This window comes from Mesorhizobium sp. M1143 (genome assembly GCF_040318435.1).
GTDB lineage: Bacteria > Pseudomonadota > Alphaproteobacteria > Rhizobiales > Rhizobiaceae > Mesorhizobium.
Genome location: NZ_JAMYMJ010000055.1, coordinates 1 through 23,742, shown reverse-complemented (window position 1 = coordinate 23,742; position 23,742 = coordinate 1). Strand labels below are relative to the sequence as shown.

Annotated in this window: 26 protein-coding genes; 19 read left to right on the top strand and 7 right to left on the bottom strand. The window is 63.3% G+C overall.

Annotation, left to right across the window (positions count from 1 at the left end; all coding sequences use genetic code 11):
* Positions 1–37: 37 nt before the first annotated feature.
* Positions 38–400, bottom strand: coding sequence for a hypothetical protein (locus NKH35_RS26440; protein ID WP_023671233.1), 363 nt, complete (start codon positions 398–400; stop codon positions 38–40).
* A 174-nt stretch (positions 401–574) separates the two neighbouring features.
* Between NKH35_RS26440 and ureC the strand changes: the two genes are divergently transcribed.
* From ureC to NKH35_RS26400, 8 genes are all read left to right on the top strand, one after another.
* Positions 575–2,287, top strand: a complete 1,713-nt coding sequence (gene ureC / locus NKH35_RS26435) for an urease subunit alpha (protein ID WP_502907000.1) — start codon at positions 575–577, stop codon at positions 2,285–2,287.
* Between the two features lie 92 nt (positions 2,288–2,379).
* Complete coding sequence (locus NKH35_RS26430) at positions 2,380–2,973, top strand: hypothetical protein (RefSeq protein WP_352916901.1); 594 nt, start codon at positions 2,380–2,382, stop codon at positions 2,971–2,973.
* 143 nt (positions 2,974–3,116) lie between these two features.
* Positions 3,117–3,722, top strand: a complete 606-nt coding sequence (locus NKH35_RS26425; RefSeq protein ID WP_023683600.1) for a glutathione S-transferase family protein — start codon at positions 3,117–3,119, stop codon at positions 3,720–3,722.
* The gene (locus NKH35_RS26420) at positions 3,719–4,321 is read left to right on the top strand and encodes an urease accessory protein UreE (protein WP_352916899.1); all 603 of its coding nucleotides are present in this window, start codon (positions 3,719–3,721) and stop codon (positions 4,319–4,321) included. The genes NKH35_RS26425 and NKH35_RS26420 overlap by 4 nt, the downstream gene beginning before the upstream one ends.
* On the top strand, positions 4,314–4,985 hold the full coding sequence (locus tag NKH35_RS26415) for an urease accessory protein UreF (protein ID WP_352916906.1): 672 nt from the start codon (positions 4,314–4,316) through the stop codon (positions 4,983–4,985). Before NKH35_RS26420 ends, NKH35_RS26415 begins: the two co-directional genes overlap by 8 nt.
* Positions 4,982–5,422, top strand: coding sequence for a DUF3995 domain-containing protein (locus NKH35_RS26410; protein ID WP_023752506.1), 441 nt, complete (start codon positions 4,982–4,984; stop codon positions 5,420–5,422). The genes NKH35_RS26415 and NKH35_RS26410 overlap by 4 nt, the downstream gene beginning before the upstream one ends.
* Before the next feature lie 13 nt (positions 5,423–5,435).
* Entirely contained in the window at positions 5,436–6,068 is a 633-nt protein-coding gene (ureG, locus tag NKH35_RS26405) for an urease accessory protein UreG (protein ID WP_023671240.1), read from the top strand.
* Between the two features lie 109 nt (positions 6,069–6,177).
* Positions 6,178–6,945 (top strand): class II aldolase and adducin N-terminal domain-containing protein, encoded by a 768-nt coding sequence (locus NKH35_RS26400; RefSeq protein ID WP_352916897.1) that lies wholly within the window; start codon positions 6,178–6,180, stop codon positions 6,943–6,945.
* 81 nt (positions 6,946–7,026) lie between these two features.
* On the opposite strand, the gene NKH35_RS26395 is transcribed toward NKH35_RS26400, so the two are convergent.
* Positions 7,027–7,659: an HAD family hydrolase gene (locus tag NKH35_RS26395; RefSeq protein WP_023671242.1), complete on the bottom strand. Its 633-nt coding sequence runs from the start codon at positions 7,657–7,659 to the stop codon at positions 7,027–7,029.
* A gap of 219 nt (positions 7,660–7,878) precedes the next feature.
* Between NKH35_RS26395 and NKH35_RS26390 the strand changes: the two genes are divergently transcribed.
* Complete coding sequence (locus NKH35_RS26390) at positions 7,879–8,838, top strand: sugar-binding transcriptional regulator (RefSeq protein WP_023671243.1); 960 nt, start codon at positions 7,879–7,881, stop codon at positions 8,836–8,838.
* Positions 8,839–8,873: 35 nt separating this feature from the next.
* Here NKH35_RS26390 and NKH35_RS26385 read toward each other — a convergent pair whose 3' ends face one another.
* Entirely contained in the window at positions 8,874–9,059 is a 186-nt protein-coding gene (locus NKH35_RS26385) for a hypothetical protein (protein WP_023671244.1), read from the bottom strand.
* A 110-nt stretch (positions 9,060–9,169) separates the two neighbouring features.
* Here NKH35_RS26385 and NKH35_RS26380 point away from each other — a divergent pair, with 110 nt between their 5' ends.
* The 10 genes from NKH35_RS26380 (at position 9,170) to NKH35_RS26335 (ending at position 19,647) form a co-directional block, all read left to right on the top strand.
* Positions 9,170–10,078 carry a LysR substrate-binding domain-containing protein gene (locus NKH35_RS26380; RefSeq protein ID WP_023671245.1) on the top strand — a complete coding sequence of 303 codons (909 nt, stop codon included), beginning with the start codon at positions 9,170–9,172 and terminating at the stop codon, positions 10,076–10,078.
* 112 nt (positions 10,079–10,190) lie between these two features.
* A complete protein-coding gene (locus NKH35_RS26375; protein WP_155923262.1) occupies positions 10,191–10,532 on the top strand; it encodes a hypothetical protein in 342 nt (113 codons plus the stop codon).
* A 237-nt stretch (positions 10,533–10,769) separates the two neighbouring features.
* Positions 10,770–12,080 carry an ABC transporter substrate-binding protein gene (locus NKH35_RS26370; RefSeq protein ID WP_023671248.1) on the top strand — a complete coding sequence of 437 codons (1,311 nt, stop codon included), beginning with the start codon at positions 10,770–10,772 and terminating at the stop codon, positions 12,078–12,080.
* 119 nt (positions 12,081–12,199) lie between these two features.
* Positions 12,200–13,072 (top strand): carbohydrate ABC transporter permease, encoded by an 873-nt coding sequence (locus NKH35_RS26365; RefSeq protein ID WP_023671249.1) that lies wholly within the window; start codon positions 12,200–12,202, stop codon positions 13,070–13,072.
* 11 nt (positions 13,073–13,083) lie between these two features.
* Entirely contained in the window at positions 13,084–13,908 is an 825-nt protein-coding gene (locus NKH35_RS26360; protein WP_023732684.1) for a carbohydrate ABC transporter permease, read from the top strand.
* Positions 13,909–13,958: 50 nt separating this feature from the next.
* The gene (locus tag NKH35_RS26355; protein WP_023689168.1) at positions 13,959–14,963 is read left to right on the top strand and encodes an ABC transporter ATP-binding protein; all 1,005 of its coding nucleotides are present in this window, start codon (positions 13,959–13,961) and stop codon (positions 14,961–14,963) included.
* Positions 14,960–15,730 carry an L-iditol 2-dehydrogenase gene (locus NKH35_RS26350; RefSeq protein ID WP_023745865.1) on the top strand — a complete coding sequence of 257 codons (771 nt, stop codon included), beginning with the start codon at positions 14,960–14,962 and terminating at the stop codon, positions 15,728–15,730. The genes NKH35_RS26355 and NKH35_RS26350 overlap by 4 nt, the downstream gene beginning before the upstream one ends.
* Before the next feature lie 46 nt (positions 15,731–15,776).
* Positions 15,777–17,255 (top strand): mannitol dehydrogenase family protein, encoded by a 1,479-nt coding sequence (locus NKH35_RS26345; protein ID WP_352916894.1) that lies wholly within the window; start codon positions 15,777–15,779, stop codon positions 17,253–17,255.
* 11 nt (positions 17,256–17,266) lie between these two features.
* On the top strand, positions 17,267–17,926 hold the full coding sequence (locus NKH35_RS26340; protein WP_023689170.1) for an HAD family hydrolase: 660 nt from the start codon (positions 17,267–17,269) through the stop codon (positions 17,924–17,926).
* A 134-nt stretch (positions 17,927–18,060) separates the two neighbouring features.
* A complete protein-coding gene (locus NKH35_RS26335) occupies positions 18,061–19,647 on the top strand; it encodes an FGGY-family carbohydrate kinase (RefSeq protein ID WP_352916892.1) in 1,587 nt (528 codons plus the stop codon).
* A 53-nt stretch (positions 19,648–19,700) separates the two neighbouring features.
* Here the strand turns inward: NKH35_RS26335 and NKH35_RS26330 are convergent, their stop codons facing one another.
* From NKH35_RS26330 to NKH35_RS26315, 4 genes are read right to left on the bottom strand one after another with little or no spacing between them, the layout of a single operon-like run.
* On the bottom strand, positions 19,701–20,792 hold the full coding sequence (locus NKH35_RS26330; protein ID WP_023732681.1) for an ABC transporter ATP-binding protein: 1,092 nt from the start codon (positions 20,790–20,792) through the stop codon (positions 19,701–19,703).
* A 2-nt stretch (positions 20,793–20,794) separates the two neighbouring features.
* The gene (locus NKH35_RS26325; RefSeq protein ID WP_023732680.1) at positions 20,795–21,841 is read right to left on the bottom strand and encodes an NAD(P)-dependent alcohol dehydrogenase; all 1,047 of its coding nucleotides are present in this window, start codon (positions 21,839–21,841) and stop codon (positions 20,795–20,797) included.
* 15 nt (positions 21,842–21,856) lie between these two features.
* The gene (locus NKH35_RS26320) at positions 21,857–22,669 is read right to left on the bottom strand and encodes a carbohydrate ABC transporter permease (protein WP_023671259.1); all 813 of its coding nucleotides are present in this window, start codon (positions 22,667–22,669) and stop codon (positions 21,857–21,859) included.
* Positions 22,670–22,680: 11 nt separating this feature from the next.
* On the bottom strand, positions 22,681–23,547 hold the full coding sequence (locus NKH35_RS26315; RefSeq protein WP_023729771.1) for a carbohydrate ABC transporter permease: 867 nt from the start codon (positions 23,545–23,547) through the stop codon (positions 22,681–22,683).
* Between the last annotated feature and the right edge of the window lie 195 nt (positions 23,548–23,742).

The window sequence follows — 23,742 nt, the reverse complement described above, 5'->3', positions numbered from 1 at the left end:
GCTGGCGGGCCGGGTGCCGGCCCGCCAAGCGCTTCTTTCAGCTTGCCTTCTTGGTGACAAGGGTCAGCGCGCCATCGGTGGTCATGCTGGCGGCGACCACCTGTGCCGAGGTGAGCCCCTTGGCTTCGAGCGCCGACTTGATCTGCGGCGTCGCGTCGATCGAAGAGCGCAGTTTCTGCAGCCCGGCATCGCCACGCTGGGCGATCACCTGATTGACCTGCGTCTGGGTGGCCTTGGGCAATTCGCTGATATCGACGATGTTGACCTTCTGGATCGCCGGCGCCGCCGGCTGAGCGCTGGGCGCCGCCGGCTTCGGTTGCGGCGTGGGCTGCTGCTGGGCGCCGGCTACGGTTGCGGAGGCCAGCGTGGCTGCGGCTGCAAGAACGATGATTTTGCGCATGTATTTTCCTTTCATCGATTTGGCCAAGGGTTTGGCAAACGGGCGGTTTGGGGTGGCACCGCCACCTCAACGGCCAAATGGGATCAGAAGGTGTCGCCGAGCGGGTCATTGCATGACCATTGGATGGCGACGATGTGGGGCTGCGGCCGGACTGCGTTTGGGGAGCATTGACTGATGGCTAGAATTACCCGCGCCGCCTACGCGCAGATGTATGGCCCGACGGTCGGCGACAGAGTGCGCCTGGCCGACACCGAGTTGTTTATCGAGGTCGAAAAGGACCTCACCGTCTATGGCGAGGAGGTGAAATTCGGCGGCGGCAAGGTCATCCGCGACGGCATGGGCCAGAGCCAGGTGTCGCGCGCCGGCGGCGCGGTCGACACGGTCATCACCAACGCGCTGGTGGTCGATGCCACTGCCGGCATCTTCAAGGCCGATATAGGTCTCAGGGACGGCCGCATCGCGGCGATCGGCAAGGCCGGCAATCCCGACACGCAGGACGGTGTCACCATCATCATCGGCCCCGGTACCGAGATCATCGCCGGCGAGGGCAAGATCCTGACCGCCGGCGGCTTCGACGCGCACATCCACTTCATCTGCCCGCAGCAGATCGACGAAGCGCTGATGTCGGGCATCACCACCATGCTCGGCGGCGGCACCGGCCCGGCGCATGGCACGCTGGCCACCACCTGCACGCCCGGACCCTGGCACATGGCGCGCATGATCCAGTCCTTCGACGCTTTCCCGATGAACATCGGCCTGTCCGGAAAGGGCAACGCCTCGCTGCCGGCAGCGCTGGAGGAAATGGTGCTGGGCGGGGCCTGCTCGCTGAAGCTGCACGAGGACTGGGGCACGACGCCGGCGGCCATCGACTGCTGCCTGTCGGTTGCCGACGATTACGACGTGCAGGTGATGATCCACACCGACACGCTGAACGAATCCGGCTTTGTGGAGAACACCGTCGCCGCCATCAAGGGCCGCACCATCCACGCCTTCCACACCGAAGGCGCCGGCGGCGGCCATGCGCCCGATATCATCAAGGTCTGCGGCCTGCCCAACGTCATTCCGTCTTCGACCAACCCGACCCGGCCCTACACCGTCAACACGCTGGCCGAGCATCTCGACATGCTGATGGTCTGCCACCATCTGTCGCCGTCGATCCCTGAAGACATCGCCTTTGCCGAAAGCCGTATCCGCAAGGAGACCATCGCGGCGGAAGACATTCTGCACGATATCGGCGCCTTCTCGATCATCTCGTCGGACTCGCAGGCCATGGGCCGTGTCGGCGAGGTGGCGATCCGCACCTGGCAGACCGCCGACAAGATGAAGCGCCAGCGCGGGTCATTGCCGCAGGAGACCGGCAACAACGACAATTTCCGCGTCCGCCGCTACATCGCCAAATACACCATCAACCCGGCCATCGCGCATGGCCTGTCCAGGGACATCGGTTCGATCGCGGTCGGCAAGCGCGCCGATCTGGTGCTGTGGAACCCAGCCTTCTTCGGCGTCAAGCCCGACATGGTGCTGATCGGCGGCATGATAGCCGCAGCCCCGATGGGCGACCCAAACGCCTCTATCCCGACACCGCAGCCGATGCACTACCGCCCGATGTTCGGCGCCTATGGCAAGGCCAGGACCAACTCGTCGGTGACCTTCGTTTCCAAGGCGGCTCTGGACTCAGGCCTGCATGGCCGGCTCGGCGTCGACAAGCAGTTCGTGGCGGTGGAAAACACCCGTGGCGGCATAGGCAAGCATTCGATGGTGCTCAACGACGCTACGCCGCATGTCGAAGTCGACCCGGAGACTTACGAGGTGCGCGCCGATGGCGAGCTACTGACTTGCGAGCCGGCAACCGTGCTGCCGATGGCGCAGCGGTATTTCCTGTTTTGAGGCGAGGGGCGATTTGATCGACCCGGCAAATTCCATTGCGAGCCGGTCGGTGCCGCCGCAATATGCGGCTCAAAGAAACCGCGTAGCAGGTCATGGCCACGGAAATAGCCTCCGCCCACGACATCTTCCCGCATATCCGCATCGTCATGGGCATGGTGATCGGACTTGGCGTCGCTCGCCTGCTGTCGGGGGTGGCGCGAATCGTCCAGCATCCCGGCCAGTACAGGCTCTATCCCGTGCACCTCGGCTGGGTCGCCTCCATGCTGTTGCTGCTGGTGCATTTCTGGTGGTGGGAGTTCGGCCTCTACACCATAGAGGTCTGGACTTTCGGCAAGTACCTGTTCCTGATCTTCTACGCCATCACGCTGTTCCTGCTGTGCGCGCTGCTGTTTCCGGATTCGATGCTCGACTACACCAGCTACGAAGATTTCTTCTATTCGCGCCGTGGCTGGTTCTTCGGCCTGCTGGCGTCCACCTATCTGCTCGATGTCGTCGACACGCTGCTGAAAGGTCCCGAGCATTTCGCCCGCTACGGCAATGAATATCTGTTCCGAACGCCGGTTTTCGTGGCGCTGTGCATAGCCGCCATACTGGTGCGTGACCGCCGTTTCCACATCGCCTTCGTCGCCGGCACGCTGATCTATCAGATATCGTTCATCCTGCGGCTCTTCGACACCATCGTCTGAGCGAGCGCAATCGTCTAGAGCAATTCCAGCAAAAATGTGATCGGTTTTCCGTCCCGAATTGCGCAAGAACAAAGAGATAGAGCGGTTCGCCGTTTCCCTGAAACGGTGAAACGCTTTAGGGTCGCGGGAAAGAGGGTTCAACCATGTACAAGGCCATAGGATCGCGTGGATCCCGCGTCAGCCGCGTTCTGTGGATGCTCGAGGAACTCGGGCAGCCCTATGAATTCGTCGAGGTCAAATTGCGTTCGCCCGAAGCCTATGCGCTCAACCCGTCGGGCAAGGTGCCGATCCTGATCGATGGCGAACTGACGGTGACCGATTCGGCGGCAATCTGCGTCTATCTCGCCGACAAGCACGCCGACAAAGGCATGGGCGCCAATCCAGGTGTGGCCGGACGCGCCGAGATGGATTCCTGGATGCATTTTGCCCAGAGCGAATTCGAAGCGCCGCTGTGGAACAAATTGCGCCACCGCTTCCTGTTGCCGAAGGACGTGCGGGTCGATGTCGGCCCCGCCGCCGCCTACGATTTCGCCTCGGAGGCCAAGGCGCTCGACGGCCGGCTGGGAGATCGGGAGTTTGCGCTGGGCGACCGGTTTTCCGCCGTCGACGTGCTGTTGGGCGACATGGGCGGCTGGGCCCGCGCCGGAAAATTCCCGATCGAATCCGAGCGCGTCAACGCGTATTTCGACCGCGTCCTGGCGCGGCCTGCCCGTGCGAGAGCCCAGGCTAACGGTGGAGCCATGCGATGAAACTCAACCTGAACACCGACTTCACCAAATTCCCGCGCGCCGTCTCGGTGGTGCCTGCCGGCACTGCCGTAACCACGGCCCGATCTGGCCGTGCCGTCCTGCCCCATGACGAGCGTCATTTGCGCCGCCGCGCCATCGAGCTTGCCGACGGCAGCAAGGTGCTGGTCGACCTGCCCGAACCCGTGACCTTGAACGATGGCGACCGGCTGGTGTTGGAGGATGGCGGCCAGGTCGAGATCACCGCGGCACCCGAAGAGGTCTATGATATCCGCGCCCGCGACGCGGTGCATCTGACGGAGCTTGCCTGGCATATCGGCAACCGCCATCTGGCGGCAGCGATCGAGCCCGGCCGCATCCTGATCCTGCGCGACCATGTCATCAAGGCTATGCTGGAAGGGCTGGGCGCCACGGTGCGCGAAGTCTCCGAACCGTTCAAGCCGGTGCGCGGCGCCTATTCCGCCCAAGGTGCGCATGGTCACGATCATGGCCATGCGCATGCGCACGCCGAAGCGCATTCCCATGATGGACGTTCCCACGCACACAGCGAGTCGCATTCGCACAGCCATTCCCATGACGGGCATCATCACGATCATGACTGACCAGCCATCCGGCATCGCTTTGCTGCGGCTCATGGCGTGGCTGTCGCCGGTCTTTCCGGTCGGCGGCTTTGCCTACAGCCATGGTCTCGAACGCGCCGGGCAAGACGGGCTGGTTGCCGATACCGCCAGCCTCGCCTTCTGGCTGGAGACGCTGGTCGAGATGGGCTCGGGCTGGAACGACGCCGTGCTCTTCACGGAAGCCTGGCGTCGCGCCCGCGACGGCGGCGATCTCCATGAAATTGCCGATCTCGCCGAAGCGCTGGCCGGCTCGCGGGAGCGTCACACCGAAACCATGCTGCAAGGCGCCGCCTTCCTGAAAGCGGCAGCGGCGTGGGCGAATCCGGTGTTGGGCCGCCTGCCGGCCGAATGCGCCTACTGTGTCGCCGTCGGCGCCGCTGCCGGCGGCAACGGTTTCGCGCTTCAGGACGCGATGTCGGCCTTCCTGCAGGCCTTCTTCTCCAACCTCGTCCAGGCGGCGATCCGACTCGGCATCGTCGGCCAGACGGACGCTATGGCCTTGCTCGCCGGCTTCGAGCCGTTGGCGCAGTCGACGGCCGCGCGCGCCGCCGGCTCGACATTGGACGATCTCGGCGGCTGCGCCTTCATCTCCGACATCATGGCGATGAAGCACGAGACGCAGTATTCCAGGCTGTTCCGCTCATGATCGTCCTCGCCTTCGCCCTCTCGGCCGTCCTGCTGCTGATCACCGCGCTGCATGTCTATTGGGGCCTTGGCGGCATCTGGCCGGGCAGGGACGGCGTCTCCTGCGCCCACGCCGTCGTCGGCTTTCGCGGCGTCGACGAGATGCCGACGCCGTTTGCCTGTTTCGCCGTTGCCGCGTGCCTGTGCCTCGCAACCCTGTGGCCGCTGGCGCTGACCGGGGTCTTCGCCTCCCCCTTTCCAAGGGAAGGCCTTGCCGCCACGGCGCTGCTCATCGGGCTGGTCTTCCTCGGCCGCGGCATTGCCGGCTTCACGCCGTGGTGGCGCCGTCTGGCGCCGGAACAGCCTTTTGCGCGGCTCGATGTCAGCTTCTATTCGCCGCTCTGCCTGTTGATCGGGCTCAGCTTCGCCATCCTCGCCATCACGGAGTTTTCGGCATGACGGAGTTTTCGGTATGACTCAGGCAAACGGTCCCCTGCGTATCGGCATCGGCGGTCCCGTCGGCTCCGGCAAGACGACGCTCACCGAAAAGCTCTGCAAGGCGCTGCGCGACGATTTCTCCATCGCCGTCGTCACCAACGACATCTACACCAAGGAAGACGCCATGATGCTGGCCCGCCTGCAGGCGCTGCCTGAGGACCGCATCGTCGGCGTGGAGACCGGCGGCTGCCCGCACACCGCCATCCGTGAGGACGCCTCGATCAATTTGCAGGCGATCGCCGGGCTGAACAGGAAATTCCCCGATCTCGACATCGTCTTCATCGAATCCGGCGGCGACAATCTTGCCGCCACCTTCTCGCCGGACCTTGCCGACCTGACCCTCTATGTCATCTCGGTTTGCCAGGGCGAGGAAATCCCCAGGAAGGGCGGGCCGGCGATCACCCGTTCCGATTTCCTGGTCATCAACAAGAGCGATCTGGCGCCCTATGTGAACGTCAACCTCGATGTCATGGAGAGCGACGCCGCCCGAATGCGGGGCAAGCGCCCGTTCGGCTTCACCGACCTGTCGCGCGGCAAGGGACTGCAGGAAGTCATCGACTTCATCGTCGAACATGGCGGGCTGCAGTCGGCTCGCTCGGCGGCGTAATGCATGTCGCCCAAAAGTGCGTAGCGGTTTTGGGACAACCTGACCCACCAGTTTGCGGTTGCTGGCCACGGCTGAGCGCGGCATTCTCTTAAAAACGGAGGTTTTTCGGATGAGCATCGCCCGCCTGCAAAAGGAAACGCTGACCAACCTGCCCTACTATGAGGAGCGCGTCGATCTGGCCGCCGCCTTCCGCTGGACGGCGCGGCTCAACATGCATGAAGCCGTGGCCAATCACTTTTCGCTGTCGGTCAACGAGGACGGCAGCAAATTCCTGATGAACCCCAACCAGGTGCATTTCTCGCGCATCAAGGCGAGCGACCTTTTGCTGATCGACGCCAATGATCCCGAGACATTGTCCGGCCCGAATGCGCCCGACCCGACCGCCTGGGGTCTGCACGGCGCCATTCACCGCAACGTGCCGCATGCGCGCTGCGCCATGCATGTGCATTCCATCCACGCCACCGTGCTGGCATCGCTGGCCGACTCGACCCTGCCGCCGATCGATCAGAACTCGGCCATGTTCTTCAACCGCCACGTCGTCGATGCCCATTATGGCGGGCTGGCCTTCGAGGAAGAAGGCGAGCGCTGCTCGCAACTGCTCACCGACCCGAAGGTCAAAGTGATGGTGATGGGCAATCACGGCGTCATGGTCATCGGCGACACCCTCGCCCACGCCGTCAACCGCATGTTCTATTTCGAGCGCGCCGCCGAAACCTACATCAAGGCTCTGTGGACCGGCCGTCCGCTGCGCACGCTGTCCGATGCCATTGCCGAAAAGGCCGCCAGCGAGATGGACGACTATCCCGGCCAGGCAGAGCGTCACCTTGCCGAGCTGAAGGCGATCCTCGACGAGGAAGAGCCGGTGTACCGGAGCTGAATGAGTTCACCCTTCTCCCCGTTCACGGGGAGAAGGTCCCGGCAGGGGGATGAGGGGCAGCGCCGACGTTCATAGGCTCACTCAGAGTCCCAACTGAGCCCGCAACTCTTCCGCACTGTTGATCACGACAGCGCCCTTCGGTCCTGCCATCGGCGCTTCCGGCCAGAAGATCGTCCGCATCCCCGCGGCCAGGCCTGATGTGGCGCCGGTAACGCTGTCGTCGACGGCCACCGCGTCTGAAGGATCGACGCCGGCCAGCCATGCGGCGCGCAGGAACGGTTCGGGATGCGGCTTGCCTTCGCGCACGTCGTTTCGGCTGATCGTGCGCATGCCGGGATAGATCAGGCCGACGGCGCTCAGATTTGCATCGACGATCACCCGGTCGGAATTGGACACCACCGCCTGCTGCACGCCGAGCGCGCGCAATTCGTTGAACACTTCGATCGCGCCGGGGCGCGGCTTCAGCGTCTCGGCCATCGGCATGTAGTGATCGTATTTGCGCACGATCCAGTCGTCGAAGGGCAGGTCGAGGCCGAACTCGCTGCGCAGCATCTCGTAGACCGGTGCGGCGGCGACGCCCAGCACCCGCTCATGCAGGTCGGCCGGCGGCGTGATACCGACGCTGCGCAGCGCCGCCACCAAGGCCGCCTCATGCAGCGGCTCGCTGTCGACCAGCGTGCCGTCCATATCCCAGAAAACCGCTTTCGGCGTCATGCGAGGCTCCTTTGCCGATCCCCTTAAAGCGTTTGTATCAGGAGATAAACCGCCGAGCCCGTCCGCTGGCGATTTTCGCTTGGTTGGTTGCCGCGCGGCGGCCGGATCGAAGCAGCAAGCAATTGCCCTGCCGATAGACAATTGCGCGCCGATACATTCCCTGCAAGACTATGACGCTTCGCCCAAGGGCGGGCAAAGGGGCAGGGCTGGAGGCACATTTTGAATTCGCGGCAAGACGGCGGCAGCAGCAGGCTGGACGAGGCAGCGCGCGCCGGCTGGCTTTATTATGTTGCCGGCAACACCCAGGACCAGATCGCCGCCACGCTCGGCATTTCCCGGCAGACGGCGCAGCGGCTGGTGTCGCTGGCGGTGTCGGAGGGGCTGATCAAGGTTCGCGTCGATCACCCGATCGCCAATTGCCTTGATCTCGCAGCTAGACTGAAGTCACGCTTCGCGCTCGACCTCGTCGAAGTGGTGCCGAGCGATCCAACCTCATCCTCGACCACGATCGGCATTGCCGAGGCGGCTGCGGCCGAGATCGAGCGGCGGCTGCGGTCACCGACGCCCATCGTCTTGGCCATCGGCACCGGCCGCACGCTGAAGGCGGCGATCGAGCAATTGCCGCCGATGGAATGCTCGCAGCACAAGGTTGTGTCCTTGACCGGCAACATCTCGCCCGACGGTTCGGCCGCCTTCTACAACGTCATCTTCACCATGGCCGACCGGGTCAAGGCGCGCTCGTTCCCGATGCCGCTGCCGGTCATCGCCTCGTCGCCGGAAGAGCGCGAGATGCTGCTTGCCCAGCCGATGATCCAACCGACGCTGGCGCTGGCCGCGGAAGCCGACGTGACCTTTGTCGGCATCGGCGATCTCGGCCCGAAGGCGCCGCTCTACGAGGACGGTTTTATCTCGGAAAGCGAGTTGAAGGCGTTGCAAAAGGCTGGCGGCGTCGCCGAGATCGTCGGCTGGGTGTTCGATCGGGAAGGCCGCATGATCGAGGGCATCACCAACGACCGGGTATCGTCGGCAGCCTTGCCGTCACGCGAAAAGTCGCTGGTCATTGCGCTCGCCATGGGCGAGCGTAAGTTGCCGGGCATCCTGGCCGCTGTGAACCGCCGGCTGGTCAATGGCCTCATCACCGACGAGCGGACCGCCACGGCTTTGCTCGACGGTTCCTGATAGATTAAGCGGCCCATCGATAAAATCCAACACGTTTATTTGCAGCGCCCGGACGGGTCGTTGCCGTCGAGAAAACCCATGTCGCGCTGCAAATGCGGCGACAGCTCCCGGACGTCGACGTAGCCGCGCCGGCGGTGCACAAGCAGGGAAAATTCATGCACCAGCAGGGAAAACCAGCTCTGCGCCGGGGTCGAATGGAGCTTTTGCTGTACCGTGGTCATGATCTTCAGCCTCCGCTATGCTTGAACTTGATTGATCGTTGACACCAGATATCGGCCTGATTGCCTCTTGCCGCCAATCAAACGTCGATCACGACCCATAAGGAGGGCTTATGCCCGATCTCAAGGCACCACAGCTCGCCCAGTTGCCGCCGCTGCAGGCCATCAGGGTGTTCGAAGCCGTCGCGCGGCATCTCTCCTTCACCAAGGCCGCGCAGGAACTCGGCATGACGCAGGCCGCCGCCAGCTACCAAATCAAGCTTCTGGAAGAGCGCATCGGTTCGCCGCTGTTCCTGCGCCAGCCGCGCCAGATTGTGCTGACGGAACCCGGCCAGCGCCTGGCGCCCGCCGTCAGCGAGGCGTTCAGCCTGCTCTCAAGCGCCTATTCCGCCGCGCGTGGGGGCGCCGATGGTGTGCTGTGCGTCTCGACGCTGCTGACCTTTGCCTCGAACTGGCTGGCGCAGCACCTCGGCTCCTTCCAGGTCGCGCATCCGTCGCTGGCGGTGCGCGTCGATACCTCGAACAGGGTGATCGATTTTGCCCGCGAGGACATGGACATCGCTATCCGCTCCGGCAGCGGCAAGTGGCCTGGAGTGGAGACCCATCTTTTGTTCAAGGCCGATTTCACCCCGGTGCTGAGCCCGGCACTCGCTGCCACCATAGGTGGCGTCCACGAACCCGCCGACCTGTTCAAGCTGCCCATTCTCGATCCCGGCGACATCTGGTGGCGGGAATGGTTCGCCCTTGCCGGCGTCCCGGCGGACGAACTTGCCAGGCGCACCGGCACCAGCATGGGCGCGCAGGCCTATGAGGCGAACGCGGCCATCGCCGGCCATGGTGTGGCAATCCTGACCACCGCATTGTTCAAGACCGAGCTCGCCGCCGGCCGCCTGATCCAGCCCTTCGACCTGGTCGGCGACGACGGCCACGCCTATTGGCTGGTCTACCCGACGGCGCGTCGCAACGTGCCGAAGATAAAAGCCTTCCGGGACTGGATCCTGGCCGAGATCGCCTGCGCCTGAGGGCGAGCGATTCGCGGATTGATTTCCGAGATGCAAAGCGAGCCATGGATCCGCGACGAATGCTCGCTTTCGCGGACAAACAGCTGCGATCGGGCCACCCGGTTAACCAAGCTTGACAAAAACGCTGTCGATATCACTCGCCCGGCATAGGCTTGTGCTTGTGACGACCCAATTGAGCAGGATCAATCGTCTGCAGATTGAAACAGGGTCGATCAGCCGGCTGATGAAAGTCTATCGCGTCGAAGAAATCGAAAACAACACCGTGCGCACGACGCAGGTGATCGAAGCATTTACGCCGTTTCAAGCTGCCGTGAAGGCAATCGGCCGGGAAGTTAGGCTGCGCAAGGACGAGCCCAGCTGGATCCAGGTGACGGAAGTGCTGACCAGAGCCAAGCAAACACGCGACGGCAGGGTTTTCGAATATTCCGTCGGAAGCTACCCGTCCCACGGCTGACTGGCTGGGCCCCCCTTGGCGCCATGATTGGGTTGCGATGGGTCGGCATCAACCCGCTCTCACATCCCCGTGCAAACAGCTTCCCAAATCCATTCAATATCCTCTACGCGCGCAACGTCGCGCACCTGCCCCGTGTGCTGCGCTGCAGCATCGAATCCGGCTTGACATAATTAACGCCAAGTGAGTAATTGCCCACTACCAAGGCAAATGCTCATCTTGGTTCATGGGAGGAATTTGATGAAACTGCGCACGCTCACTTTGGGCCTGTTGTCGGCCAGCGCCTTCGCTTTCGCCGCGCATGCCGAATCCATCACCATCGCCACCGTCAACAATGGCGACATGGTCCGCATGCAGAAGCTGACCGACGACTTCACCAAGGCTAACCCCGACGTCACGCTCAACTGGGTCACGCTCGAAGAGAACGTGCTGCGCGAGCGCGTCACCACCGACATTGCCACCAAGGGCGGCCAGTATGACGTTATGACCATCGGCACCTACGAGGTTCCGATCTGGGCCAAGCAGAACTGGCTGTTGCCGCTCGACAAGCTCGGCGACGACTATGACGCCAAGGACATCATCCCGGCCATCGCCGGCGGCCTGTCGGTCGACGGCAAGCTCTATGCCGCGCCCTTCTACGGCGAAAGCTCCTTCGTCATGTACCGCAAGGACTTGATCGAGAAGGCCGGGCTGAAGATGCCCGACGCCCCGACCTGGGACTTCATCAAGCAGGCCGCCGACAAGATGACCGACCGCGCCAATGGCGTGAACGGCGTTTGCCTGCGCGGCAAGGCCGGCTGGGGCGAGAACATGGCCTTCCTCACCGCCATGTCGAACTCCTTCGGCGCCCGCTGGTTCGACGAGAACTGGAAGCCGCAATTCGACCAGCCGGAATGGAAGAACACGCTGCAGTTCTATGTCGACCTGATGAAGGCCGACGGTCCCGAGGGCGCCTCGTCCAACGGCTTCAACGAAAACCTGGCGCTGTTCCAGCAGGGCAAGTGCGGCATGTGGATCGACGCCACCGTCGCCGCCTCCTTCGTCTCCGACCCGAAGAACTCGACCGTCGCGGACAAGGTCGGCTACGCACTGGCCCCCGACAATGGTCTGGGCAAGCGCGGCAACTGGCTGTGGGCCTGGTCGCTGGCCATCCCGGCCGGCACGCAGAAGGGAGACGCCGCACAGAAGTTCGTCTCCTGGGCGACCAGCAAGCACTACGCAGAACTGGTTGCTTCGAAGGAAGGCTGGGCCAACGTTCCTCCGGGCACGCGCTCCTCGCTCTACGCCAATGCCGAGTATCAGAAGGCGGCTCCGTTCGCCAAGATGACGCTGGACTCGATCAATGCCGCCGACCCGACGCATCCGACCGTCAAGCCGGTGCCCTATGTCGGTGTGCAGTTCGTCGCCATTCCTGAGTTCCAGGGCCTCGGCACAACCGTTGGCCAGCTGTTCTCGGCGGCGCTCGCCGGCCAGACCAGCGTAGACGACGCGCTCAAGCAGGCGCAGGACGCCGCCACCGCGACCATGACCGAAGGCGGTTATATCAAGTAAGGCTCCTCCCGGTGCCGAATGCCGGCCGCCTCCTTGGCCGGCAACGGCCGCCCGAATCCCAGTTCGGGCGGCCCCTTTCACACACCTGAAAATTTGGCTGACCTTGAAGGGTGACCGTCATGGCTACTCAGCAGACCCGTTCGCTTGCCCGCTTTATGTTGGCGCCATCCGTGGTGCTGCTGTTCGTCTGGATGATCGTGCCGCTGGCACTCACGATCTGGTTCTCCTTCCAGCAGTACAATCCGCTCAATCCGATCCGCGACGGGTTTGTCTGGTTCTCGAATTACTCGCTGTTCTATTCCAACCCGGCATTCCTGCAGTCGATCCTCAACACGCTGGTCCTGGTGGGCAGCGTGCTGCTGATCACCGTCATCGGCGGCATCATGCTGGCGCTGTTGATCGATCAGCCGATGTGGGGACAGGGGATCGTCCGCATCCTCGTCATCTCTCCGTTCTTCGTCATGCCGCCGGTGGCTGCACTTGTCTGGAAGAACATGATCATGCACCCGCAATACGGCGTCTTTGCCGACATTGCGCGCTTCTTCGGGGCTCAACCGATCGACTGGTTCGGGCAGCATCCGATGCTTGCCATCATCATCATCGTCGCCTGGCAATGGCTGCCCTTCGCAACGCTGATCCTGCTGACCGCATTGCAGTCGCTCGACGGCGAGCAGAAGGAAGCCGCCGAGATGGACGGCGCCGGCTTCGTCAGCCGCTTCATCTATCTGACGCTGCCGCACATGTCGCGCGCCATCACCGTCGTCATCCTGATCCAGACCATCTTCCTGCTGTCGGTCTATGCCGAAATCCTGGTCACCACCAATGGCGGACCCGGCTATGCCTCCACCAACCTGCCCTTCCTCGTCTACCAGAAGGCATTGCTGGAGTTCAAAATCGGCCAGGCATCGGCCGGCGGTGTCATCGCCGTCATTCTCGCCAACATCGTCGCCTTCTTCGCCATGCGCGCGGTCGGCAAGAACCTGGACAAGTAAGGGAGGATACGATGGCACGTGCAGTCACCACCCAACACAAGGTCATGGCGACAGGCGCCGCCTGGATCGTCGCGCTGCTGATCTTCTTCCCGATCCTCTACACGATCATCACCTCGTTCAAGTCGGAGCAGGAGGCCATCCAGGGCTTCGCGCTGATCCCGTCGGGGACGTTCGAGAGCTATACCGAGGTCCAGGCGCAGAGCGGCTACTTCAAGTTCTTCTTCAACTCGGTGCTGCTCTCGGTCGGCTCGACCATCCTGGCCCTGATAGTCGCGGTTCCGGCCGCCTGGTCGATGGCCTTCTCGCCGGGCAAGTGGACCAAGGACATCCTGATGTGGATGCTCTCGACCAAGATGATGCCGGCGGTTGCCGTGCTGTTCCCGATCTACCTCATCTTCCGCGATGCCGGACTGCTCGACAGCCGCATCGGCCTGATGATCATGCTGATGCTGATCAACCTGCCCATCGTGATCTGGATGCTCTACACCTACTTCCGCGAAATCCCCGGCGAGATCCTGGAAGCGGCACGCATGGACGGCGCCACCTTGTGGGGCGAGATCGTCTATGTGCTGACCCCCATGGCCGTGCCGGGCATCGCATCGACCATGCTGCTCAACATCATCCTGGCGTGGAACGAAGCCTTCTGGACCATCCGCCTGACCACCACCGAGGCAGCGCCGCTGACGGCCTTCATCAGTTCGTTCTCGAGCCCGCAAGGCCTGTTCTGGGCCAAGCTTTCGGCGGCCTCGACGCTGGCCATCGCCCCCATCCTGATCATGGGCTGGTTCAGCCAGAAGCAGCTGGTGCGCGGCCTGACATTCGGCGCGGTAAAATAACGGACGTTGCCTGAAGCAATCCGGCCAAATAACCCCTCGGGGAGGAAACCATGGGAAACATCACGCTCAAGAACGTCTCCAAGCATTTCGGATCGACGGTCATCATTCCAGGCCTCGACCTGGTCATCGAGAATGGCGAGTTCGTCGTCTTCGTCGGGCCGTCGGGTTGCGGCAAGTCCACGTTGCTGCGCCTCATCGCCGGGCTCGAGGACACCAGCGGGGGCACCATCAACATCGATGGCCGTGACGTCACCGGCGAGGCGCCGGCCAAGCGCAAGCTGGCCATGGTATTCCAGTCCTATGCGCTCTATCCGCATATGACGGTGGCCAAGAACATCGGCTTCCCGCTGAAGATGGCGGGCGAAGATGTGGCGACGATCGACAAGAAGGTGAAGGACGCAGCCCGGGTCCTCAATCTCACCAACTATCTCGAACGCCGGCCCGGCCAGCTCTCCGGCGGCCAGCGGCAACGCGTCGCCATCGGCCGCGCCATCGTGCGCCAGCCCTCGGCCTTCCTGTTCGACGAGCCGCTGTCCAACCTCGATGCCGCACTGCGCGGCACCATGCGGCTCGAAATCAGCGAGCTCCACCATCAGCTCAAGACGACGATGGTCTACGTCACCCACGACCAGATCGAAGCCATGACCATGGCCGACAAGATCGTCGTGCTCAACGCCGGCAACATCGAACAGGTCGGCTCGCCGATGGAACTCTACAAGTCGCCGAAGAACCTATTCGTGGCGGGCTTCATCGGTTCGCCGAAAATGAACCTGATCGAAGGTGCGCCGGCGGCCAAATACAACGCCAAGACCATCGGCATTCGTCCTGAGCATATGGGGATATCGACCACAGCGGGTGACTGGAAAGCCCTCGTCGGCGTCGCCGAGCATCTGGGCTCCGACACCTTCCTGCATGTCCAGGCCGACGGCGTCGGTCCGCTGACGGTACGCGCCGATGGCGAACTGGCCGTACGCCACGGCGACACCATCTATTTGACGCCGGACAAGGTCCGCATGCATCGCTTCGGCCCCGATGGAAAGGCGCTGACGCAGTGAGACTGAAAGGCAAATCGGCGCTGATCACCGGATCCGCGCGCGGCATCGGCAGGGCTTTTGCCGAAGCCTACACCCGCGAGGGCGCCACGGTGGCCATTGCCGATATCAATCTGGCGGCTGCCGAAAAGACGGTCGCCGAGATTGGCGCCAACGCCTATCCGGTCAGGCTCGACGTCAGCGACCTCGCTTCGATCCAGGCGGCGGTCAATGCGGTCGAAACAAAGACCGGCGGCCTCGACATACTGATCAACAACGCTGCTTTGTTCGACCTGGCGCCGATCGTCGAGATCACCAAAGCAAGCTACGACAAATTGTTCTCCGTCAACGTCGCCGGCACCTTGTTCATGCTGCAGGCAGCGGCGCGTTCGATGATCGCAAGGGGCAAGGGCGGCAAGATCATCAACATCGCCAGCCAGGCAGGACGCCGCGGCGAGCCGCTGGTCGCCGTCTATTGCGCCACCAAGGCCGCGGTGATTTCGCTGACCCAGTCCGCCGGGCTCGATCTGATCAAGCACCGCATCAACGTCAATGGCATCGCGCCCGGCGTCGTCGACAGCGATATGTGGGATGAGGTCGATGCGCTGTTCGCCAAATATGAGAACCGGCCGAAAGGCGAGAAGAGGCGGCTGGTCGGTGAGGGCGTGCCCTATGGCCGCATGGGCAAGCCGGAGGACCTGACCGGCATGGCGGTATTCCTGGCCAGCGACGACGCCGAATACATCGTCGCCCAGACCTACAATGTCGATGGCGGCCAATGGATGAGTTGATGGGCCGGGATCACGAAGGCCGCAGCCCGGCCAAAAGGGTAAAAAAATGACCGTGAAACTCTCCTCCTCGATCCTCTCGGAACTCCCCGCCAAGGTCGCCGGTCCCAGATATGATCGCTCCAGGCTCAAACCCGGTATCGTCCATTTCGGCGTCGGCAATTTCCATCGCTCGCATCAGGCGGTCTACCTCGACGATCTCTTCAATTCAGGCATCGGCCATGACTGGGCGCTGGTCGGCGCCGGGGTCTTCGAGGGCGAAAAAATCGGCCGTTCCAAGCTGCAGGAGCAGGACTGGCTGACCACCGTGGTCGAGCAGGATTCCGACCATATGAGCGCCCGCGTCACCGGCGTCATGATCGACTTCCTGACGCCCGGCGATGACGATGCCATCATCGACCAGCTCGCCGATCCGGCGATCAAGATCGTCTCGCTGACCATCACGGAAGGCGGTTATTTCATCGATCCGGCCTCCGGCAAGTTCAACCCGACCCACCCCGACATCGTCGCCGACGCACAGGCAGGCACGACGCCGAAGACGGTGTTCGGCCTCATCCTGGCCGGGCTGAAGCGCCGCCGTGCCGACGGCATCGTGCCGTTCACCGTCATGTCTTGCGACAACATCCCTCACAACGGCCATGTCACCTCGGATGGCGTCATCGGCCTCGCCCGCCTGATCGATGAGGATCTGGCGAACTGGGTCAGCGACAATGTCGCCTTTCCCAACGGCATGGTCGACCGCATCACCCCCGCCACCTCCGACCGCGAGCGCGGTATTCTCGCCTCGGAGTTCGGCCTCGAGGACAACTGGCCGGTGTTCTGCGAGCCGTTCAAGCAATGGGTGCTGGAAGACCGTTTCACCGACGGCCGCCCGCCGCTGGAAAAGGTCGGTGTGCAATTCGTGAGGGATGTCGCGCCCTATGAGCTGATGAAGATCCGCATCCTCAATGGCGGTCATGCCACGATCGCTTATCCCGCAGGGTTGATGGACATCCATTTCGTCCATGAGGCGATGCAGGAGCCGCTGGTGCGCGGCTTCCTCGCCAAGCTCGAGCATGACGAGATCATCCCGACGGTGCCGCCGGTGCCGGACACCGTGCTGGAGGACTATTACCAGCTCATCGAGCACCGCTTTTCCAACCCGAAGATCGGCGACACCATCCGTCGGCTTTGCCTCGACGGTTCCAACCGGCAGCCGAAATTCATCATCCCGACCATTGCCGACCGGCTGAAGGCCGGCAAAGGCGTCGCGGGTCTGGCGCTCGAGTCCGCGCTGTGGTGCCGCTACTGTTTCGGCACCACAGACAGCGGCGCGGTCATCGAGGCCAACGACCCGAGTTGGGACCGGCTGCAGGCAAGCGCGAAGGCGGCGAAGGATAAGCCCGGTGCCTGGCTTGCGATGGAGGATATCTATGGCGGTGTCGGCCGCTCGGCGCCGTTCGCCGAGGCCTTTGCCCATGCGCTCAAGGTCTTGTGGGCGAATGGCACGCGCGCGACGCTGACGCGCTATATCTCCGGCAAGCTCTGACGCCAGCCGCAATGACGCCCGAACTGGTCATCTTCGACTGTGACGGCGTGCTGGTCGACAGCGAGGCGCTGTCGGTTTCGGCTCTGCTCGGCATGATCTCTGCCGCCGGGGGCTCGGTCAGCGAGGATGCCGCCTACGAGCATTTCCTCGGCAAGAGCATGAAGAGCGTGCGCGAGATACTTCTTCGCGATTTCACCATCGACATCACCGACGTGCATCTTACCGACATGCGCGTCGAACTGATGCGCAAATTCCGCGAGGAGCTGAAGCCGATTCCCGGCATCAGCGACATCCTGCCGAGGCTGGGCGTACCCTGCTGCGTCGCTTCCTCCGGCACGCTCGACCGGATACGCTACGCGCTCGACGTCACCGGTCTGCTCGGCCTGCTCGAGCCGCATCTGTTCAGTGCCGCCATGGTCGCGCGCGGCAAGCCGGCGCCGGATCTTTTTCTCCATGCCGCCGCCGCCATGGGCGCGCATCCCGGTAATTGCATCGTAATCGAGGACAGCCCTGCCGGCATCGCGGCGGCGCGTGCGGCCGGCATGCGCGTCTTTGCTTTCACCGGCGGTTCGCACGCCGGCAACCCGGCCTTGAAAGCGCGGCTTGCGTCGAGTGAACCGGACTTTATATTCGCGGACATGCTGCAATTGCCCGATCTGATTGCAGGCTAGAGCATGATGCCGAAAAGTGTGAAGCGGTTTTCGGACGACATCATGCTCTACTTCTTTGATTTAGAGACGGATTCAGATTTCAGGTCGAACAGACCTGAAATCATACGGCTCTAGGGAGCGAGAGTAAAAGCATCTTGACGAAGAGCTTCGTTTGCGCGGTCGATGTCGGCACCGGGAGCGCCCGCGCGGGCATTCTCGATACGTCAGGCACCTTGCTCGGCCGCGCCGAGCATCCGATCGTCATGAACCAGCCGAAGGCCGATCACGCCGAGCACAATTCGCAGGATATCTGGTCGGCGGTCTGCATCGCGGTGCGTGCCGCGCGCGAAAAGGCCGGTGTGTCAGCCGACGATATTGTCGGCATGTCGTTCGACGCCACCTGCTCGCTGGTGGTGCTGGACAGGAATGCCGGCCAGCTCAGCGTCTCGGTGACGGGCGAACGGCGCTGGGACACCATCGTCTGGCTCGACCATCGCGCCATCGCCGAGGCAGATGAATGCACCGATAGCGGCCACGCCGTACTCGACTATATCGGTGGCGTCATGTCGCCGGAAATGGCGACGCCGAAGCTGATGTGGCTGAAGCGCAATCTGCCGGGAACATGGCATGAGGCCGGCTACCTATTCGACCTTACGGATTTCCTTACCTGGAAGGCGACCGGTTCGCTGGCGCGCTCGCAATGCACGCTGACCGCCAAATGGACCTATCTGGCGCATGAGGACACCGGCTGGCGCCGTGACTTCTTCGACAGGGTCGGGCTTGGCGATCTGTTCGAACACGGCAGCCTGCCGGAGACGGCAAGTGCTGTCGGCGCAGACATCGGCACGCTCACCCCTGAAGCGGCGGCGGAGTTGGGCTTGAGCGAAAACTGTCGCGTCGGCGCCGGCGTCATCGATGCCTATGCGGGCGCGCTTGGCGTGCTCGGCGGCTTTGCTGGCGACGAGCAGAATATCGGCCGCCATCTGGCATTGATCGCCGGCACCTCGTCCTGCGTCATGGCCATGTCGCCCGATCCGCAGCCTTTCGCCGGCGTCTGGGGTCCATACTATGGCGCCGCACTGCCAAAGCTCTGGCTGTCGGAAGGCGGCCAGTCGGCTACCGGGGCTTTGCTCGACCACATCATCCGCTGGCACGGCGCCGGCGGCGAGCCGGATGCGGCCATGCATGCCAAGATCGCCAGGCGCGTCGCTGAACTGCGTAGCACCGAAGGCGACAAGCTGGCGGCGAGGTTGCATGTGCTGCCGGATTTCCACGGCAACCGCTCGCCGCTTGCCGACCCGCATGCCGTCGGCGTGGTCAGCGGGCTGACGCTGGATTCCTCCTTCGACAGTCTGTGCAAGCTGTATTGGCGCACCGCCGTCGGCATCGCACTCGGCGTGCGCCATGTGCTGGAGGCGCTGAACGAGAACGGCTATCTCATCGACACGCTGCATGTCACCGGCGGCCACACCAAGAACCCGTTGCTGATGGAGCTTTATGCCGACGCGACCGGCTGCGCGGTGATCGAGCCGCTGGCCGACGAAGCCGTTCTGCTCGGCACCGGCATGGTCGCCGCCACCGCGGCCGGTCTGTTCCCGGACCTGAATGCCGCTTGCGTCGCCATGCAGCAAGGCGGCAGGGCGCGCACCTCGAACCCGGCCGCGTCAGGCCGCTTCGACCGCGACTACAGGATCTTCCTCGAAATGCACCGCCAGCGGCAGGCGCTCGACGCCATCGGCTAGAGCAATTCCAGGAAAAGTGTGAAACGGTTTTCCGTCCGGAATTGCGTACAGATTTAGGCTTCTCGCCGGCGCAAGGATGCGCCGGTCGCCGCGTCGAACAGATGCACGCTCTCCTCCTCGAACGTATAGCGCACAGGCGCGCGCAACGCCGGGCATTCGCGGGCCGATACCAACGCGCCGACCTCCTTGCCGCCGCAGGCGAACGTCACCAGCGCGTCATTGCCATGGAACTCGATAAGGTCGGCGGTGCCTTGCAGAAGATTGATGCTCTGAGCGCCGGCGGTCTTCAGGTCCGGCGGTCGGATTCCAAGCACGGCGCGCTGGACGCCGCGCAGATCGAAGCCCGAGCCTTCTATGAAGAAGGTCGAGCCGCCGCCTGTCAGCGTCCAGCGTTCGTCCTTCCGCCCGACGGCCACGTCGATGAAATTCATGTTCGGCGTACCGATGAAGCCTGCGACGAACAGATTGCCCGGCTGGCGATAGATCTCGGCCGGCGAGCCGATCTGTTCGATGACGCCATCCCTGAGCAGCACTATCCGGTCGGCCAGCGTCATCGCTTCGAGCTGGTCGTGGGTGACATAGACGGTAGTGGTCTTCAGCAACTGGTGCAGGCGGGCGATTTCGACCCGCATATGGTTGCGAAGTTTGGCGTCGAGATTCGACAGCGGCTCGTCGAACAGGAACACTTTCGGCGTCTTGATCATGGCGCGCGCAATCGCTACGCGCTGCTGCTGCCCGCCGGAAAGCTCGGTCGGTTTGCGGGCGAGGTAAGGTTCGAGGCCGAGCGTCTTTGCCACCGCCTCGACCCGCTTCCGGATCTCGGCCGGGGCTACTTTCTGTCGCTTGAGCCCAAAGGCGATGTTGTCGAAGATCGTCATATGCGGGTAGAGCGCATAGTTCTGGAACACCATGGCGATGCCGCGCTCGCCGGGCTCGAGATCGTTGACCACTCTGCCGCCGATCGACACTTCGCCGCCGCTGATATCCTCCAGCCCGGCCAGCATCCTGAGCAAGGTCGACTTGCCGCAGCCGGATGGGCCTAGGAACACGACGAACTCATGCTCCTCGATCGAGAGATTGAGATCGCGGATGACGGTGGTAGCCCCATACGCCTTGTCGACATGGGAGCAAACGATCGCGGACATGGTCAGCCCTTCTCGCCGGTAAGCAGGATTTGCAGCTTGACGTCTTGCGGCTTGCCTTGCGCCGCCCGCTCGAAGGCCTTGATGCTGTCGGAGAAATCATAAGTGCCGGTGATCAGCGGCTTGAGGTCGACCTTCCCCGAGGCGATCAGCTGCAGCGCCCGGTCGAAGATGTTGGCGTAACGGAACACCGTCTCAATGCGCACTTCCTTGGAGATCGCCGCCGGAACGTTGAGGCTGACCGGTTCGACCGGCAGTCCGACCAGCACCACCGCGCCGCCCGGCCGCACGACATCGAACAGGTCGGCGAATGCCTTCGGGCTGCCGCTCGCCTCGAACACGATATCCGCGCCCCAATTGTCGGTCGCGGCGGAGACTGCGTCGACCAGCGATTGCTCGCTGATATTGACCGGCACGATGCCGGGATATTGTGCGGCAATCTCGAGCTTGGGTCCGGAAAAATCGGAGATCAGCACCTTCGAGCAGCCGCCGGCCAGCGCCGCCAGCGCGATCATGATGCCGATCGGGCCGCAGCCGACGACGACGGCGACGTCGCCAGGCACGATGCGGGCGCGGCTCGCCGCCTGCATGCCGATGGCAAAGGGTTCGACCATCGCGCCTTCGGCGAAGCTGACATTGTCCGGCAGTCTGTAGGTGAAGGCGGCCGGGTGCACGGCATAGGGCGCCAGCACGCCATGCACCGGCGGTGTCGCCCAGAAGCTGACATCGGGATCGACATTATAGATGCCGAGCCTCGTCGCGCGCGACGACAGGTTCGGCACGCCCGGCTCCATGCAGACGCGGTCGCCGACCTTCAGCGTGCCGACATTGGCGCCGACCTCGACGATCGTTCCCGCGGCTTCGTGGCCAAGCACCATCGGGGCCCGCACGACATAGCTGCCGATCGCGCCATGGGTGTAATAGTGCACGTCGCTGCCGCAGACGCCGACCGTGTGGATGGCGATCTTGACATCGCCCGGTCCGACGTCGAGCGGCAGCGCGATCTCGCGCAGCGACAGTTCGCCTTTTTTCTCAAGCACCAGTGCCCGCATAGGTAAGTCCTCGCATCAAGTCTTTTTTTGCCGGAAAACGGAATTCAGGAAGCCGCTGAGCACGCCGAGGAACAGCAGCGGCGGTAGCGACAACAGCACGACCGAGGCGTTGAGGATTCCCCACGGCACGTTCATGCCTTGCTGTGAAAGTTCGGAAGCGACGATCGGCAATGTCTTGGCGTTGGAACTGGACAGCATCAGCGCGATCAGGAATTCGTTCCACACCAGCACGAAGCTGAAGGCGACGGCGCCGATCAGCGAGCGCGCCGCTACCGGCAGCGCAATGCGCCAGAACACCGAGTAAGCGCCGTAGCCGTCGACGAAAGCGGCTTCCTCGATTTCCTTCGGCACGGCCTGGAAGGCGGGAATGGCGAGCCACATGATCACCGAGATGGTGAGCAGCGAATAGGTGACGATCAGCGCCGGCAAGGTGTCGTAGAGCCCGATCTGCAGCCAGATCACCATCAGCGGAATGGCGACTGCCACCGGGGGCAGGAAGCGCAGCGACAACACGAAGAACTGGATGTCGCCAGCGAAGCGATTGGGATAGCGCGCCACCGCATAGGCTGCCGGAAGGCCGAGCATGACGCCGATCAGCACGGCGACGCCGCAGGAAATGACCGAGTTATAGAGACCGGTCATGACGCTGTCGCGGCCGATGATGTAGCTGATATTGTCGAAGGTCGGGGTAAACACCAGGCGCGGCACGCGGGTGATGATGTCGACATTGTTCTTCAGCGAATTGACCGCCGTCCAGGCGAGCGGAAACACCGCCATGAAGCCGGCGAAGGCCAGGATGATCTTGCCGATGAGGCGGCCCGGTCTCATGCGATACGGCCTCATGCCTGCACCCGCTTCCACAGCATGGTGAAGGTGATGACAGTCGCGATCATCATCAGCACCGCCATGGCCGAGGCATAGGACACCTTGCCGGATTCGATGAAGCCTTGCGAGAAGGCGTACATGTCGAGCGTCTCGGTCGCCACGCCCGGCCCGCCGCGCGTCATCACATAAATCAGGTCGAAGGAGCGCAGCGATTCGATCATCTTGACGAACATCAGGCTGATCAGCGGCGCCTTCAGCATAGGCAAGGTCACATAGGCATGGATCTGCCAGCGTTTGGCGTGGTCGAGCCGCGCCGCTTCGATCGGCTGCGGCGGCAAGGTCTCCAGAAGCTTCAGCACGATGACCGCGAAGAACAGTCCCCACTGCCAGACATCGACCGAGGCGACGGCAAACAGGGCCGTCGACGGCTTCGACAGCGGGTCGAAGATCAACCCGCCGGTGATCAGCCTGTAGGGATAGGTGGCGATGCCGTAGAGCGGATGATAGGCAAACTTCCACACGAAGGCCGCCGAGACACGCGGCAACAGCACCGGGATGATGAACAGCAGGCAGTAGATGTTGCGCAGCCGCGGCGACGCTACTTCGAACATCAGCACGCCGAGCCCGATCGCCACCATCATCGTCGCCACCACGGTGACGATTTCCCACTTCACCGAAACCCAGACCGCGTTGAGGAAACGCCGGTCGGCGAACAGGTCGATGAAGTTCGACAGCCAGACCCAGGAATAGTTCGACGAGCTCAGCTCGCGGTTCTGCAGCGCAATGACGATGGCGTACAGCGTCGGCACCATCGACAGCACCAGAAGAATGGCGAGCGTCGGAACCAGAAACGTCACGGGCAGGGAAGAGCGTCGGCGCATTGCCTATCCTCGGGCTGTGCCTTTTTGGGGAGAACCCGCGGCGCCCCCCCGCCCCCCCCCCGGCGGCGGCCCGGGGGGCGCCCCTTGCCCTCGCGGGGGGGGGGCTTTTGGGGGCCACCCCCGCCGCCCCCCGGCGCCCCCCGCCGGGCCCCCGCGGGGCCCCGGCCCCCCCCGGGCGGGAGGATTACTTCTTCT